The 12821-nt window shown below is 72.8% G+C and carries 14 protein-coding genes and 1 pseudogene; 13 read left to right on the forward strand and 2 right to left on the reverse strand.

Annotated elements, in window-relative coordinates; translation table 11 throughout:
• Window positions 1-89: 89 nt before the first annotated feature.
• From TNCT6_RS01115 to TNCT6_RS01125, 3 genes are all read left to right on the forward strand, one after another.
• A complete protein-coding gene (locus TNCT6_RS01115; protein ID WP_253265976.1) occupies window positions 90-338 on the forward strand; it encodes an SHOCT domain-containing protein in 249 nt (82 codons plus the stop codon).
• A 354-nt stretch (window positions 339-692) separates the two neighbouring features.
• Window positions 693-1151, forward strand: coding sequence for a cyclic nucleotide-binding domain-containing protein (locus TNCT6_RS01120; RefSeq protein WP_141355680.1), 459 nt, complete (start codon window positions 693-695; stop codon window positions 1149-1151).
• Between the two features lie 44 nt (window positions 1152-1195).
• A complete protein-coding gene (locus TNCT6_RS01125; RefSeq protein ID WP_141355682.1) occupies window positions 1196-1849 on the forward strand; it encodes a CBS domain-containing protein in 654 nt (217 codons plus the stop codon).
• A 182-nt stretch (window positions 1850-2031) separates the two neighbouring features.
• Here TNCT6_RS01125 and TNCT6_RS01130 read toward each other — a convergent pair whose 3' ends face one another.
• Window positions 2032-2898: a CBS domain-containing protein gene (locus TNCT6_RS01130; RefSeq protein ID WP_141355683.1), complete on the reverse strand. Its 867-nt coding sequence runs from the start codon at window positions 2896-2898 to the stop codon at window positions 2032-2034.
• A gap of 167 nt (window positions 2899-3065) precedes the next feature.
• On the opposite strand from TNCT6_RS01130, the gene TNCT6_RS01135 reads away from it, so the two are divergent.
• From TNCT6_RS01135 to TNCT6_RS01175, 9 genes are read left to right on the forward strand one after another with little or no spacing between them, the layout of a single operon-like run.
• Window positions 3066-3503 (forward strand): hypothetical protein, encoded by a 438-nt coding sequence (locus TNCT6_RS01135; protein WP_253265977.1) that lies wholly within the window; start codon window positions 3066-3068, stop codon window positions 3501-3503.
• The gene (locus TNCT6_RS01140; protein ID WP_141355685.1) at window positions 3500-4429 is read left to right on the forward strand and encodes a hypothetical protein; all 930 of its coding nucleotides are present in this window, start codon (window positions 3500-3502) and stop codon (window positions 4427-4429) included. The genes TNCT6_RS01135 and TNCT6_RS01140 overlap by 4 nt, the downstream gene beginning before the upstream one ends.
• Window positions 4416-5858 (forward strand): V-type ATPase 116kDa subunit family protein, encoded by a 1443-nt coding sequence (locus TNCT6_RS01145; protein ID WP_253265978.1) that lies wholly within the window; start codon window positions 4416-4418, stop codon window positions 5856-5858. Before TNCT6_RS01140 ends, TNCT6_RS01145 begins: the two co-directional genes overlap by 14 nt.
• Window positions 5843-6256, forward strand: a complete 414-nt coding sequence (locus tag TNCT6_RS01150; RefSeq protein ID WP_141355687.1) for an ATP synthase subunit C — start codon at window positions 5843-5845, stop codon at window positions 6254-6256. Before TNCT6_RS01145 ends, TNCT6_RS01150 begins: the two co-directional genes overlap by 16 nt.
• 2 nt (window positions 6257-6258) lie before the next feature.
• Window positions 6259-6486 (forward strand): V-type ATP synthase subunit F, encoded by a 228-nt coding sequence (locus tag TNCT6_RS01155; protein ID WP_253265979.1) that lies wholly within the window; start codon window positions 6259-6261, stop codon window positions 6484-6486.
• Entirely contained in the window at window positions 6483-6992 is a 510-nt protein-coding gene (locus TNCT6_RS01160) for a hypothetical protein (protein WP_141355691.1), read from the forward strand. The genes TNCT6_RS01155 and TNCT6_RS01160 overlap by 4 nt, the downstream gene beginning before the upstream one ends.
• Before the next feature lie 35 nt (window positions 6993-7027).
• A complete protein-coding gene (locus TNCT6_RS01165; protein ID WP_301184418.1) occupies window positions 7028-8791 on the forward strand; it encodes a V-type ATP synthase subunit A in 1764 nt (587 codons plus the stop codon).
• A complete protein-coding gene (locus TNCT6_RS01170) occupies window positions 8788-10182 on the forward strand; it encodes a V-type ATP synthase subunit B (RefSeq protein WP_141355695.1) in 1395 nt (464 codons plus the stop codon). Before TNCT6_RS01165 ends, TNCT6_RS01170 begins: the two co-directional genes overlap by 4 nt.
• On the forward strand, window positions 10179-10799 hold the full coding sequence (locus TNCT6_RS01175) for a V-type ATP synthase subunit D (RefSeq protein WP_253265981.1): 621 nt from the start codon (window positions 10179-10181) through the stop codon (window positions 10797-10799). Before TNCT6_RS01170 ends, TNCT6_RS01175 begins: the two co-directional genes overlap by 4 nt.
• Before the next feature lie 63 nt (window positions 10800-10862).
• Here the strand turns inward: TNCT6_RS01175 and TNCT6_RS01180 are convergent, their stop codons facing one another.
• Window positions 10863-11285 (reverse strand): Hsp20/alpha crystallin family protein, encoded by a 423-nt coding sequence (locus TNCT6_RS01180; protein ID WP_141355697.1) that lies wholly within the window; start codon window positions 11283-11285, stop codon window positions 10863-10865.
• Window positions 11286-11456: 171 nt separating this feature from the next.
• Here TNCT6_RS01180 and TNCT6_RS01185 point away from each other — a divergent pair.
• Window positions 11457-12815 (forward strand): annotated as a pseudogene (locus TNCT6_RS01185) (nicotinate phosphoribosyltransferase); the annotation flags it as partial.
• Window positions 12816-12821 lie beyond the last annotated feature (6 nt).

The raw sequence follows: 12821 nt of genomic DNA on the forward strand, positions 1-12821 counted from the left end.
CGCCTCCGGGACTGAGGGAAGGTGGGAAGAGGAAGCCTCCCTGGGAGGTGGGCACAGTGTGGTATTGGCATGGCGGTGGCTGGGCCTGGATGGCCTTCATGCCCCTGGTGTGGATCGTGCTGCTGGGCCTCTTGGTGGGGCTCGTGGTCCGCCTCACGCGGCCCCCCACGGATCGCGGCAGTGGGCAAGGCCCGGGGCAGGCACCACCACAGACACCGCCACCACCAGAGACACCCGAGGAGATCCTCGACCGCCGCTTCGCCTCCGGTGAAATCGACGCCGACACCTACACCGAGGCGCGCGAACGCCTCGCCGCCCACAGGCCGAAGCCTCAGTGACCGCGGCCCGGCCGTTCGCCGGACCCTGCACCGGCCGATAGGCGGTGGGAGGCGGTGGCCGCTGATCGCGAGTTCGCATCGTCGATCCGGCTTCCGGCGGTGATGTCGCAGGTTCTGCAGGTCAAACCCTGCAATGGGGCCGGTCGGCCCTGGTGCACCGGCGGTCCCGGCGGTGTGCTGGTAGCGGCGGGAAGGACGGTTGGAGACGCGGAGAAGCGGTCGGCAGCCGGGCACCGCGCGATCCGGACCCGCGAGAAGCGGGGTGCCCTTCCCGTCTCCTCCTGCTGTCCTCGATCCGCCTGACAAGGACGTGCGCCGGGCTGGGATCAACAGCTCAGGAAGGGAGCCGGTGCGATGACCTCCGCCACCACCATGATCACGGCTCTTGAGCCCGTACACCGCGAACGGCTGATGCGCCTCGCTCGTGAGGTCTCCTTCGACGCCGGCACCCGCCTGTTCGAGGAGGGCCGCCCCGCCGATCGCCTGTGGATCGTGCGGAGCGGCACCGTCGCCCTCGACCTGCACGTGCCCGGCCGCCGCCCCGCCGTCATCGAGACGCTGGGACACGGCGAACTGGTCGGCTGGTCCTGGCACTTTCCGCCGTACACCTGGCACCTGGGTGCCGAGGCGATGAGCCCGGTGCGGGCCTGGGAGTTCGACGCCGAGGCGGTGCGCACGACATGCGCGCAGGACGCCGAGTTCGGCCGAGCCATAGCGGTGTGGGTGGGACGGGTGGTCGCGCAGCGGCTGCATGCCTCGCGCATTCGGCTGCTCGACCTCTACGCGCCCTTCGGCAGCGGGGGCCTTGCGTGACCACACAGGCGCTTGGCCCTGCCGAGGAATTCGAGGAGGAGAGCATGCACGGCAGCCCGCACCAGGTTGGTGACGTGATGACGCGCGCCGTCGTAGCGGTGGGCCGCAAGGCTCTGTTCAAGGACATCGTCGAACGCATGGATCAGTGGAAGGTCAGTGCCCTTCCGGTACTGGAGGGGGACGGCCGGGTGATCGGGGTGGTCTCCGAGGCCGACCTGCTGCCCAAGGAGGAATTCCGGGACAGCGACCCCGACCGGTTCATCCAACTGCGCAGGCTGACCGACCTCGCCAAGGCTGGGGCGGTCTTGGCCGAGGAGCTGATGAGCACGCCGGCCGTCACCGTCCACACGGATGCCACGCTCGCCGAGGCGGCACGCATCATGGCCCTGCGACATGTCAAACGGCTGCCCGTGGTGAACACCGGGGGTGTGCTCGAAGGCGTGGTCAGCCGTGGCGATCTGCTGAAGGTGTTCCTGCGCCCGGACAACGAACTCGCCGACGAGATCCGCCGTGACGTCGTCGACGTCCTCTTCCCGGCCCCGGTCGAGCCCGTGCACATCATGGTGACCGACGGCGTCGCGACCCTGACCGGACGCGTCGGGGAGTCCGCTCGGATTCCGCTGGCCACGCGCATGGTCCAAGGTGTCGAAGGGGTCGTGGGCGTGGACTGCCGTCTCACCGCCGCCGACGCCGAATGACCGCGAACCGCTGTGCTGCGGCAACCGCCACGGGTCGTGGTCGAGTTCGGCTGATGGCGATTTCCGCAGGACCGTTGTGCAGCGCGTGGTCGCCTCTCGCCTCGACCAGTACGAATCCGGCCCGCACGGTGCACACCACGCGAAGGAGCACGCTCCCCGTGGTCCGATGACGGCTACCGAGGTCAGGTGGTGGTGAGCAGGTTCTTCACCTCGACGACGTCGGCGATCTCCGCAACCTGGGCCACCAGCCGGGCCATCGTCGCCGAGGGCAGCCGCCCGGTCAGCTCCACGATGCCGTCGTGCACGGTCACGTCCACGGTCTCCCGGTCCGCCGGGGGACAGCAGGCTTCGAGCCTGGCCCGCACCTCCGTCTGGATGCCGGCATCGTCCCTGATCAGCGCCTGCAGCAGCGCGTCACGGCGCACGACGCCCACCAGACGGCCCTTGTGATCGGTGACGGGCATTCGCTTCAGCCTGGCCAGCGCGGCGAGCCAGGCAGCCTCGGCAACCGTCCCGCCGGGCAGGACCGTGATCGCGGGGCTTGTCATCAGGTCGGCGGCCGTCTCGCCACGCGCCTTGCCGTGCATGCGGCGTTCACGCAGCCTGCCGATGCGTCCGGGCCGGTGACCGGAGGCATCGAAGGCGACCTTCGCCAGCAGATCGGACTCCGAGACAACGCCGACCACATGGTCCTCGGCGTCCACGACCGGGAGCGCGCCCGCATGCTCGCGTGCCAGCAAGCGGGCGATGTCGCGATACGGCATGTCTTCGCGGAGGGAGGCGGCGGGCACGTCCATCACGTCCCGCACCACAGGCTCCCCGGGTTCGGGGAGTGCCGGCCGCGGCGCAGGCGTGGCGGCCGGCGGCGCCTGCTCCTCCGTGCCGGGCGGGCCGACCGCGGTGCCCGCGTGCTGTGCGGCGGCCGTGGCCACGACACCCAGGTAGCGGAGCAGCCTCTCCTGCCGTGTCATTTCCTCGGGGCTCCAGGGGCGGGAGGGCATGTCCCGCCGGGCCTCGGCCTCTGCGCGGTGGTTCTCGTGTGCGTTCACGGCGGCCTCCTGACTCCGTCGAACTGCCCACCGTCCCAGTGTTTCGCTCCCCATGCCCGTGCCAAGAGCCGATCGGCCCTGATGGAACAGCGTGACGGCCCTATGCGGTGCAGGGCGGACGAGGAACGGTGAAACTGAAGGAGCATCCGATCGGCAGGAGGCCGCCGATGAGTCTGCGGGACTTCCTGGAGCGGTTCCGTCCGGCGGGTACGCCGGGAGCGTCCGCCACGGGCGTGCCCGCCGATCGGGCGGCGGAGCGCACCGCGGAACTGGAGCCTGCCCTCGCCCGACTGGCGGATGTTCAACAGCGGGCGGCACGGATCCGGGCCGCCGCCCAGGAGGCGGCCGAGGCCCTTCGGCGGGGTGCCTCGCACGAAGCCGAACGTCTTGTGGCGGCCGCGCGGGAACAAGCCCCGGAGGTTCGCCGACAGGCCGCTGAACCGCTTCTCCGGGAGGCACGGCAGGAAGCCGAGGCCCTGCGCGCCGCCGGTGACCGCGCGGCCTCGGCGATCCACGCGCGGGCGATGGAGCGCATGCCGTACCTGGTGGACCTCGCGGTGGCCGATGCCCTGCGTCCGGCAGGCGGGGCGCGAGGAGAGCCATGAGTGCCGGTTGGGTCGCCGGAGCGGTGCGGGCGAAAGCCCTCGTCGGCCGGTGTCCGGGTGCCGTTGGGGCGCGGGAGATCGCCCGTGGCCCAACGCTCGACGACGCCCTGCGGCGCCTGGCCACGACGCCGTACGCTCGCTACGCGCGGACAGCGGCGGGCTTGCCGCAGGCACAGCGGGCGGTGGCCGCCACCGTGCTGTGGCATCTGCGGGTTCTGGCCGGATGGCTGCCGCCGGGTGGTGCTCGCCTGCTCGTTCCGCTCGCCGCCGGGTTCGAGATCGCCAACGTGGTCGCCCGGCTGCCCGCACCGGAGGGCCGCCGCGCGGAGGCGCCTGAGCCGTACCGGCTCGGGGCGCTGGAGACCGCCTGGCGAAGTCTGGAGCGGGCCGGGACGCCCGCGGAACTGCGCGCGGCCCTCACCGCCTCACCCTGGGGTGACCCGGGCGGCGATACGCCGTGGGCCCTGCTCACGGGCATGCGGATGGCCGCCGCTCGGCGCACCGCCGTCGCCGTACCGTCCGCACGCCGCTGGGCCCAGGGACGCGCGCTCCTGCTCGCGGCGCGTGAACTCTTCGTACACCACCGCTCTCTTCCGGAGCCCGTGCGGCGCGATGCGGCACGGCTGCTCGGGACCCGGGCGCCGGCCGCCGCTTCATACCAGGAGTTCCGTGAGCACCTGCCCCCGGCGACCGGTTGGGTCCTGGCGGATGTCGACGAGCCGGGCGAGCTGTGGCGGGCCGAGGCCCGCTGGTGGCGGACGGTGCAGTCCGACGGGGCGGCGATGCTGCGCGAGGGCCGGTACGGGCCCAGGGTGGTCGTCGGTGCGGTCGCCGTGCTGACCGTGGACGCCTGGCGGGTGCGGGCGGCGCTGGAATCCGCGGCTCGCAGTGGACGGCCCGGGGAGGCGTTCGATGCCCTGGTCTGAGGCGGTGACGCCGGTCCGGATGCGCCGTGTGGCGGTGGTCGTGCCGCAAGTGGCCCTGCGGGACACACTCGTGCGCATCGCCGAAGCCGGCTGCGTGGAACTGGACCGCGCCGAGGAAGCTGCCCCGGGAGCGGCGGCCGTCCGGCTGCAGCGGTTGCGCGGACGGGGCACGACCGCCGGACCCGAGAGCACCGCTCCGGCTGTTCTTGCCGCCGCCGCGCCCGATCTCGATCTGCTCGAACAGCGGGGCTGTGTCGCTCTGCTGGCGGGCGAGGCCCAGTTGGAGGAGCGTGCGGAAGGCGCCGTACGGCGTGGGGAGGTCGCCGCGCTGGCCGGGTGGTGCCCGGCCGCCGAGGTTCCCCGCGTCGCGGGGCGGCTGGCCGCGGCGGGCGGTGCGCTGCTGCCGCTGCCCTCCCCGTACGGAGCCGATCCCCCGACACTGCTGCGGCCGGGCCGGACCGCCTCCTTCACCCCGCTGGTGACGACGTACGGCACGCCCGCCTACGCGGACCTCGACCCCTCGTGGCCGGCGGGCCTCGCCTACGTCGCGATGTTCGGGATCATGTTCGGTGACGTGGGGCACGGGGCTCTGCTGCTGCTCGGCGCGCTCGCCTTGCGTCTCGGGTGGCCCCGGCGGTGGGCCCGGCTGCGCAGGTTGTGGCCCTTCCTGGCGGGCGCGGGTATCGCATCCATGCTCGCGGGGGTCGCCTACGGCGAGTTCTTCGGGCCCACCGGGCTGCTGCCGGTGCTGTGGCTGAGCCCGCTGGAGGATCCCACTCGTCTGCTGGCCGCCGCCGTGGCCCTCGGGGCCGGTCTGCTGGCGCTCGCGCACGCCGCCGGCGCGGTGAACCGCGTGCGTGAGAGCGGCTGGGGCACAGGACTGTACGCGGCGTCCGGTTGTGCCGGACTGCTGTTCTATCTGGGTCTCGCTCTGGCCGCGGCGGGCCTGCTGCTGCACCTGCGGGCCCCGGCCGTCGCCGGGGGTGCCCTCGCCGTGGCCGGGCTGGCGCTGGTGGCGTCGGGCTTGTTCCGGGCCACGGCGGGCGGCGGCGCGGGACTCGCCGAGACGGTGGTGCGGTTGTTCGACGTCGTCGTGCGCACCGGCACCAACACCCTGTCGTTCGCCCGGCTCGCGGCGTTCGGCCTCACCCATGCCGCGCTCGCAGGCCTGGTGTGGCGCGGCACCACGGCCCTGGCAGGGCGCGGCGCCGCCGGAGTCGCGGGCGCCGCACTGCTGTTCGTCGTGGGCACGGCCGTGTCCTTCGGTCTGGAGGCCCTGGTGGCCGGTGTGCAGGCCCTGCGGCTGGAGTTCTACGAACTCTTCTCCCGGCTCTTCGAGACGGAAGGCCGACCGTTCCGTCCCTGGCACGTTTCCCCGGCGGAACCTGCCGACCCCGCTACGAAGGTGATCCCATGCTCACCTGGCTGATCGTCCTGCCGGTCCTGGTCGCGGTGCTCGGCGCCGTCCGGCTGCTGCGGCGGCGGCGGACCAAACACGCCTTCCGCTGGCTGCTCGCCACGAACCTCGCCCTGCTGGGCGGCGCCTTCGCCGTCCTCGCCACGGCGCTGGCGGGCCCCGCGCAGGCCTCGACGCAGGCCGCCGCGCACGGCGGAGTCAACGGATCCGCCTTGATCGGGGCGGCCATCGCGGTGGCCGGCGCGTCGATAGGAGCCGCGATCGCCGTCGCCTACACGGGAGCCGCGGCGCTGGCCGCGCTGAGCGAACGACCGGAGATGTTCGGCCGGGCGATGGTCATCGTCGGCCTGGCGGAGGGCATCGCCGTGTACGGGCTGGTGGTCGCGATCCTGCTGATCGGAAAGGCCTGACGATGGGCACCGTGGCCGCCATCGGCGCACGAACCGACGTGTGCGGGCTGGCCCTGGCCGGGGTCGACGTCCTCGTCGCGGAGGAACCGGACGCCGTCCGCGAGGCTTGGCGGACGCTGCCCGACACGGTCGGCCTGGTGATTCTCACGCCCGAGGCCGCCGAGGTGCTGGGGGACGCGGCGACGGCACCCCAACCGGCCCGGCCCTTGACGGTGGTGATGCCTTCATGACCGCGCCGGTGGATGCGCTGGACCCCGTGCGCGCCGAGTTGCTGCGCGCGGCACGCGCCTCGGCCGAGGCGGTACTGGACCGTGCACGGGCCGTCGCGGCTGAAACCCTGCGCGCGGCTCGCGCTACGGCTGAGGCGGTGCTCACGCGGGCCCGGGAACTCGGCGAGGCGGACGGTGCCGCCGAGGCGGCCCGGGAACGGGTTCGTGCGGCGCAGGACGCCTGGGCGGTGGAACTCGCGGCCCGCGCCGATGTCTATGCGGCGCTCAGGGCCGCGGTTCGCGCGGGTGTGCGGCGGGCGCTGGCTGAGGACGCGGTTTCGCAGTCGCGCGTGGCGGAGGTGGCGCGGGCCCTGCTGGGAGCGGAGGCGCGGGTCGTGGCCGCCGCGGAGGGCGGGGTGACGGCCGAAGTGCCTGGCCGCCGGGTGGATCTGTCGGCGGACGCCCTCGCCGACCGTGCCCTGGACAGGCTGGGTCTCCGGGCCGAGACGCTTTGGGAGCCACCGTGACCGCCGTCGGGAACCAGGCGTCGGACTCACCCGGCGTGGGCTCGCTTGCGCGGGCCGCGAGCAGTGCTCCGGCAACCGGCCGGACCGACCGTCCCCGGATTCTCCGCGTCGCCGGTCCCCTCGTGGAGATCACCTGCCCTCCTGCGGTCGCCATGCACGATCTGGTCGCACTGGGCGACGCCCGGCTGCCGGGCGAGGTCGTCGCCATCCACGGCGACACGGCCACCGTCCAGGCCTACGAGTACACCGGCGGGCTGGCCCCCGGCCATCCCGCGGAACCCCAGGGGCGACCGCTGTCGGTGCGGTTGGCCCCTGATCTGCTCGGCGGTGTGTTCGACGGTCTGCTGCGCCCTCTGGCCGGCGCCGGCGACCTTCTCACCACGAACGGGCCGACGACTGCTGAACCGGGCCTCGGGGATCGGTCGTTCACGCCACGGGTGTCGGAGGGGACGCGGGTCGCGGCCGGTGACGTCCTCGGGGAGATCGGCGCGAGCGTGCCACTACGGCTTCTGGTGCCTCCGGACCTGTCGGGCGAGGTGACTCGGATCGCTTCGGCGGGCGAGCACTCCTCGGACGCCGTGCTCGCCGTGGTGGGCGGGAACGAGGTGCGGATGGCGCAGTCGTGGCCGGTGCGCAGGCCGCGACCGGTCGCGCGACGACTGACGGCGGACGTGCCCCTGAACACCGGGCAGCGCGCCGTCGACCTGCTCTTCCCTGTGGCGCGGGGCAGCACGGTCGCCGTTCCCGGTGGCTTCGGCACCGGCAAGACCATGCTGCTCCAGCAGATCGCCAAGTGGTGCGACGCGGATGTGATCGTCTACGTCGGCTGCGGCGAGCGCGGCAACGAGATGGCGGACGTCATGGAGGAGCTGACGGAGCTGACTGATCCGCGGACCGGGGGCCGTCTGGCGGAGCGGACCGTGACGATCGCGAACACCTCCAACATGCCGATGATGGCCCGCGAGGCGAGTGTGCACACGGGGGCGACGGTTTCGGAGTACTTCCGCGACATGGGCCTCGATGTCGTCCTGATCGCCGACTCGACGTCCCGCTGGGCGGAAGCACTGCGCGAGTTCGCCTCCCGCATGGGTGAACTCCCCGCCGAGGAGGGTTATCCGGCAGGGCTCGCCTCCCAGCTGGCCGCGTTCTACGAGCGGGCGGCGGCCGTACGCACGCTCGGCGGCGCGAACGGGTCCGTCACGGTGATCGGTGCCGTGTCCCCACCGGGCGGCGACCGCACCGAGCCCGTCACCGCGCACACCGAGCGGTTCGTGCGGTGTCTGTGGAGCCTGGACCGCGATCTCGCCTACGCACGGCACTATCCGGCCGTTTCCTGGTCGGAGTCCTTCTCCCGGGACGCCGCCGGGCTGGCCGCCGCGCACGCGCGGGCCGACGACCCCGAGTGGGCCGAGCGGCGGGGGCGGGTGGCACGGCAGCTGGTGGAGGCGGACCGGCTGGCCGACCTCGTCGAACTGGTCGGCATCACCGCCCTGCCGCCCCGGGAGCGGATCAGTGTGCTCGCCGGACGGCTGCTGCGCGAGGCCGCGGTCCAGCAGAACGCGCTGTCCCCGGCGGACGCCTACAGCACCCCCGAGAAGACCGCGGCCCTGGTGGAGGCGGTGCTGACGGTGATCGACCGCTGTGCGGAGCTGGTGGACTCCGGTACCGCCGTGGACGCCGTCGAGGCGGTCGACTTCACCCCGCTGCTGCGGGCGCGCGAGACGGCCGGCCCCGCGGAGACCGCGCCGGTGACCGCGGCCCGGGACACCGTGATGGCCCGGCTGAAGGAGGCGGCATGACCGGTCCCCAGGTCATCGAGTACACGGGCGTGCGGGAACTGCGCGGCCCGCTGGTGGTCGTCGAAGGGGTCGGCGGCGTCGGCTGGGACGAGTTCGCCACGATCGTCCTCGACTCCGGTGAACGACGGCACGGGCTGGTCCTGGAGGTGGACCGCGACCTCGCCGTGGTGCAGGTCCTGGAGGACACCGCCGGTATGAGCCGCACCGGCATCCGGGTCGCCTTCTCGGGCTCGCCGTTGCGGATCCCGGTGGGGACCGGATGGCTGGGACGGGTGTGCAACGGCCGGGGCGAACCGTCCGACGGCGGGCCGCCGGTGTTCGGCGGGTCGTATGCGGCAGTCGGCGGCGCGCCGATCAATCCGGTACGCCGGGAACCGCCGAACGAACCGGTGCTCACCGGCGTGGGCGCGGTGGACGTGCTGACCACGCTGGTGCGCGGCCAGAAACTGCCGGTGTTCTCGGCTGCGGGGCTACCGCACTTGGAACTGGCGGTGCAGATCGCGGCTCAGGCGACCTGTGGCGGTGAGCCGTTCGCCGCCGTGTTCGCCGGCATGGGGCTCACCCACGCCGACACGGCGTTCGTCCGCGAAGGGCTGGCCGCGCGTTCCGCCGCACGGGAACTGGTCCTGTTCCTCAACACAGCCGACGACCCGGTGATCGAACGGCTGCTCACCCCGCGACTCGCCCTGACCGTCGCCGAACACCTCGCGTTCACGGAGGGCCGCCACGTCCTGGTGGTGATGACGGACATGACGGCCTACTCCGAGGCGCTGCGCGAGGTGTCCGCCGCACGCGGTGAGATACCGGCCCGGCGGGCCTACCCCGGCTACCTCTACAGCGACCTCGCCTCCCTCTACGAACGCTGCGGCCGAATCAAGGACCGACCGGGATCGGTCACCATCCTGCCGGTGCTCACCATGCCGGCGGGCGACATCACCCACCCTGTCCCCGATCTCACCGGCTACATCACGGAAGGGCAGATCGTGCTGTCCGCCGATGTCCAGGCCGTCGGCACCTATCCGCCCGTGGATCCGCTGGCCTCGCTGTCGCGTCTGATGCGCAGGGGAACCGGAGCCGGACGGACCCGCGCGGACCATCCGGCCGTCGCCGCACAGTTGATCGCCGCGCTGGCCCGGTCCCGGCAGGTGGCGGAGCTCGCCGACCTGATCGGACGGTCGGCGCTCAGCCCGGCCGATCTGCGCCTCCTGGACCTCGAAGACGCCTTCCGGAACCGGTTCCTCGCCCAGGGCACCGCCGAGGACCGGTCGTTGGACGATTCCCTCGACCGGGCCTGGGAGGTGCTGCTGACCCTGCCGCGCAGCCAGCTCGGCATGCTCCCGGCCGACCTGCTCGACACCCGCACTCCGCCGCAGGACGAGGAGGCGCCATGAGCCTGCACAGGCGCCGGGTTCCGGCGGGACGAGCTGGGCGCCTGCGGCTGCGGCGTAGTCTCGCCACCGCCGTGCGCGGAGCGGACCTCCTGGAACGCAAACTCCGGCTCCTGCTGGACCGGGAGCACACCGCGCGACGGGCAGCTGAGGACGCGGGCCGGATGTGGCGGGAGAGGCTGGCCGACGCGGAAACCTGGCTGCTGCGCGGGGTACTGCTCGGCGGCGAACACGCGCTGGTCGTGGCGGCGCCCGCGGACCGGGCGCGCGTCGACGTCACGTGGGCCACGCTGATGGGCGTCAGCCACCCGGCGGGAGTGGACTGGACGGACCCCATACGCTCCCCGGCGGAACCGACAGCCCCCAACACGGCCCTCGCGCACGCGGAGACGGCCTGTCGTGCCGCGGTCCGCGCCGCGGCGAACCTTGCCGCCCACCAGGCCGCCGCCGAACTCCTGGCCGCGGAAACCGAACGGACGCGGCAGCGGATCCGGGCCCTGCGCCGGCACTGGATCCCTCGGCTGCAGGCCGAACTGGCAGCGGTGGAACTGGCGCTGGAGGAGGCCGAACACGAAGAAGCGGTACGACGCCGCTGGGCCTCCACCCGCACGGACCGATGAAACCCCGCGGACGGCGCGCCGACGGCGGGCCCGGGTGGACCCGCCATGCATCGTCGGCCGGTGTCACTTGCCGTGCCGGATCTCCACGTGCTTCGCCTCCGCCTTCTCGGTGCCCAGGCCCACGCTGACGGTCAGCATGCCGTCGGCGTAGTCGGCCTTGACGTCGTCCTCGTCCGCGCCGGGCGGCAGCGACACGCTGCGGCTCATCGCGCCGTACCGGATCTCGCTGTGATTCCTCGTGATGTCCTTCTCGGTGCGTTCCGCCTGAACCGTCAGCACGCCGTCGCTGATGAAGACGTCGATGTCCTCGGGCGACATGCCCGGAAGCTCCGCCCGCATCACGTAGCGGCCCTCCTCCGTGTAGTCCTCGATCCGGACCGTGTACAGGTCACCCATCGTGGGCATCGCGAACCGTGCCGGAAGGTTCTCGAACCAGTCAGGGATCTCCGGAAACGCGAACCCCTGCCTGCGTGTCAGTGTGCTCATCGCCGTACCTCCTGAGCTGTTGCCCCTTCCTGTGGACACCTCCAGTTCAGCGCGCGGAACTCCGTGGCGCTGAGGCCGAACAGCCCATGCAGGGGGGTCTGAGGTCCCTTTCGTCCACCGCGGTCGCGGTCAGACTGAAACCAGGGCACCACGACACCGGCGGCGATCACCATGTCCGACGTCACCACCACCGACCTCTACGAAGTGACCATGGCCATGTCCTATCTCCGGGAGGACATGTGTGCCCCGGCCACCTTCAGCCTCTTCGTCCGCGACCTTCCGCCCGGTCGGGGCTTCCTGGTCGCCGCGGGCCTGGAGTCCGCGTTGGACTTCCTGGCCCGCTACCGCACGGAGCAGGAGGACGTCGAAGCGTTCGCGGACGCCCTGCGCCGCCCTGTCCAGGACCTCGAACCGCTCCTCGGCCTCTCCTTCGAGGGCGACGTGCGCGCGATACCGGAGGGCCATGTGGTCCTCGCCGGTGAGCCGTTGCTGGAGGTGACCGCCCCACTGCCGCAGGCACAGCTCGTCGAGACGTACCTGCTGAACCAGCTCTGCCACCAGACGGTGGTGGCGTCCAAGGCGGCGCGCTGTGTACTGGCCGCGGCCGGCAGGCCGGTCATCGACTTCTCGCTGCGCCGCACTCACGGCCCATGGGCCGGGCTGCAGGCCGCCCGGCTGGGCGCCCTGGTGGGCTTCGCCGGCACAAGCGATGTCGCCGCTGCCGCCTCCTTGGGCATCCCGGCCTCGGGCACCATGGCTCACTCCTACATCGAGGCCTTTCCCGGCGAGGACGAGGCGTTCCACGCCTTCGCGCACTGCCACCCCGGTCCGGTCACCTTCCTCGTCGACACCTACGACACCGAGCAGGGCGTGCGCGTCGCCGCCCGGGTCCTCACCGATCTCCGGCGCGGCCCCGGCTGCGCGATCCGCCTGGACAGCGGCGACCTCGACGCACTCTCGCGGCGGGCGCGCGCCCTTTTGGACGCCGCCGGGCTGGCCGACGTACGGATCGTGGCCAGCGGCGGACTCGACGAGTACGGAGTGGACCGGCTCGTACGCGCCGGCGCCCCGATCGATGTGTACGCGGTGGGCACGCGTGTGGGCGTGGCGGCGGACGCCCCGTATCTGGACGCTGCGTACAAGCTCGTCGAGTACGACGGCCACCCGGTCATGAAGCTGTCCTCGGCGAAAGTCACGGCCCCGGGCCGCAAGCAGGTCTTCCGCCGCGCCGGACGGCCCGACGTCATCGCCCTGGCGCTGGAAGAACCGCCGGACTCCGCACAGCCGCTGCTGCGCACGGTCATGCGGGGTGGGCGTCGGACGTGGTCGCCGGACCGCTGGCAGGACGCGCGCAGGCGATTCCGCGAGGACATCGCCGTTCTGCCCGGATCGGCACGCCGGATCAAGGACCCCGAGCCGGTCCCACCGGTCCGGTCCCAGGCCCTTGAAGAGCTGACCGCCTCGGTGCGAGCCGATATCGAAGCCCGCCTGGGCGCGGGGCGTCGCGCCGCGCCCCCGGACACGGCGGTGCCCCAC

It is taken from the genome of Streptomyces sp. 6-11-2 (genome assembly GCF_006540305.1).
In the GTDB taxonomy this organism is placed as follows: Bacteria; Actinomycetota; Actinomycetes; order Streptomycetales; family Streptomycetaceae; genus Streptomyces.

Excerpts from the sequence above, each read along its gene's own strand:
- TNCT6_RS01160 (WP_141355691.1), top strand. The coding sequence starts at position 6,483 with ATGACCGCGCCGGTGGATGCGCTGGACCCCGTGCGCGCCGAGTTGCTG.
- TNCT6_RS01180 (WP_141355697.1), bottom strand. The coding sequence starts at position 11,285 with ATGAGCACACTGACACGCAGGCAGGGGTTCGCGTTTCCGGAGATCCCT.
- TNCT6_RS01145 (WP_253265978.1), top strand. The coding sequence starts at position 4,416 with ATGCCCTGGTCTGAGGCGGTGACGCCGGTCCGGATGCGCCGTGTGGCG.
- TNCT6_RS01125 (WP_141355682.1), top strand. The coding sequence starts at position 1,196 with ATGCACGGCAGCCCGCACCAGGTTGGTGACGTGATGACGCGCGCCGTC.
- TNCT6_RS01170 (WP_141355695.1), top strand. The coding sequence starts at position 8,788 with ATGACCGGTCCCCAGGTCATCGAGTACACGGGCGTGCGGGAACTGCGC.
- TNCT6_RS01120 (WP_141355680.1), top strand. The coding sequence starts at position 693 with ATGACCTCCGCCACCACCATGATCACGGCTCTTGAGCCCGTACACCGC.
- TNCT6_RS01115 (WP_253265976.1), top strand. The coding sequence starts at position 90 with ATGGCCTTCATGCCCCTGGTGTGGATCGTGCTGCTGGGCCTCTTGGTG.
- TNCT6_RS01175 (WP_253265981.1), top strand. The coding sequence starts at position 10,179 with ATGAGCCTGCACAGGCGCCGGGTTCCGGCGGGACGAGCTGGGCGCCTG.
- TNCT6_RS01140 (WP_141355685.1), top strand. The coding sequence starts at position 3,500 with ATGAGTGCCGGTTGGGTCGCCGGAGCGGTGCGGGCGAAAGCCCTCGTC.
- TNCT6_RS01135 (WP_253265977.1), top strand. The coding sequence starts at position 3,066 with ATGAGTCTGCGGGACTTCCTGGAGCGGTTCCGTCCGGCGGGTACGCCG.
- TNCT6_RS01155 (WP_253265979.1), top strand. The coding sequence starts at position 6,259 with ATGGGCACCGTGGCCGCCATCGGCGCACGAACCGACGTGTGCGGGCTG.
- TNCT6_RS01150 (WP_141355687.1), top strand. The coding sequence starts at position 5,843 with ATGCTCACCTGGCTGATCGTCCTGCCGGTCCTGGTCGCGGTGCTCGGC.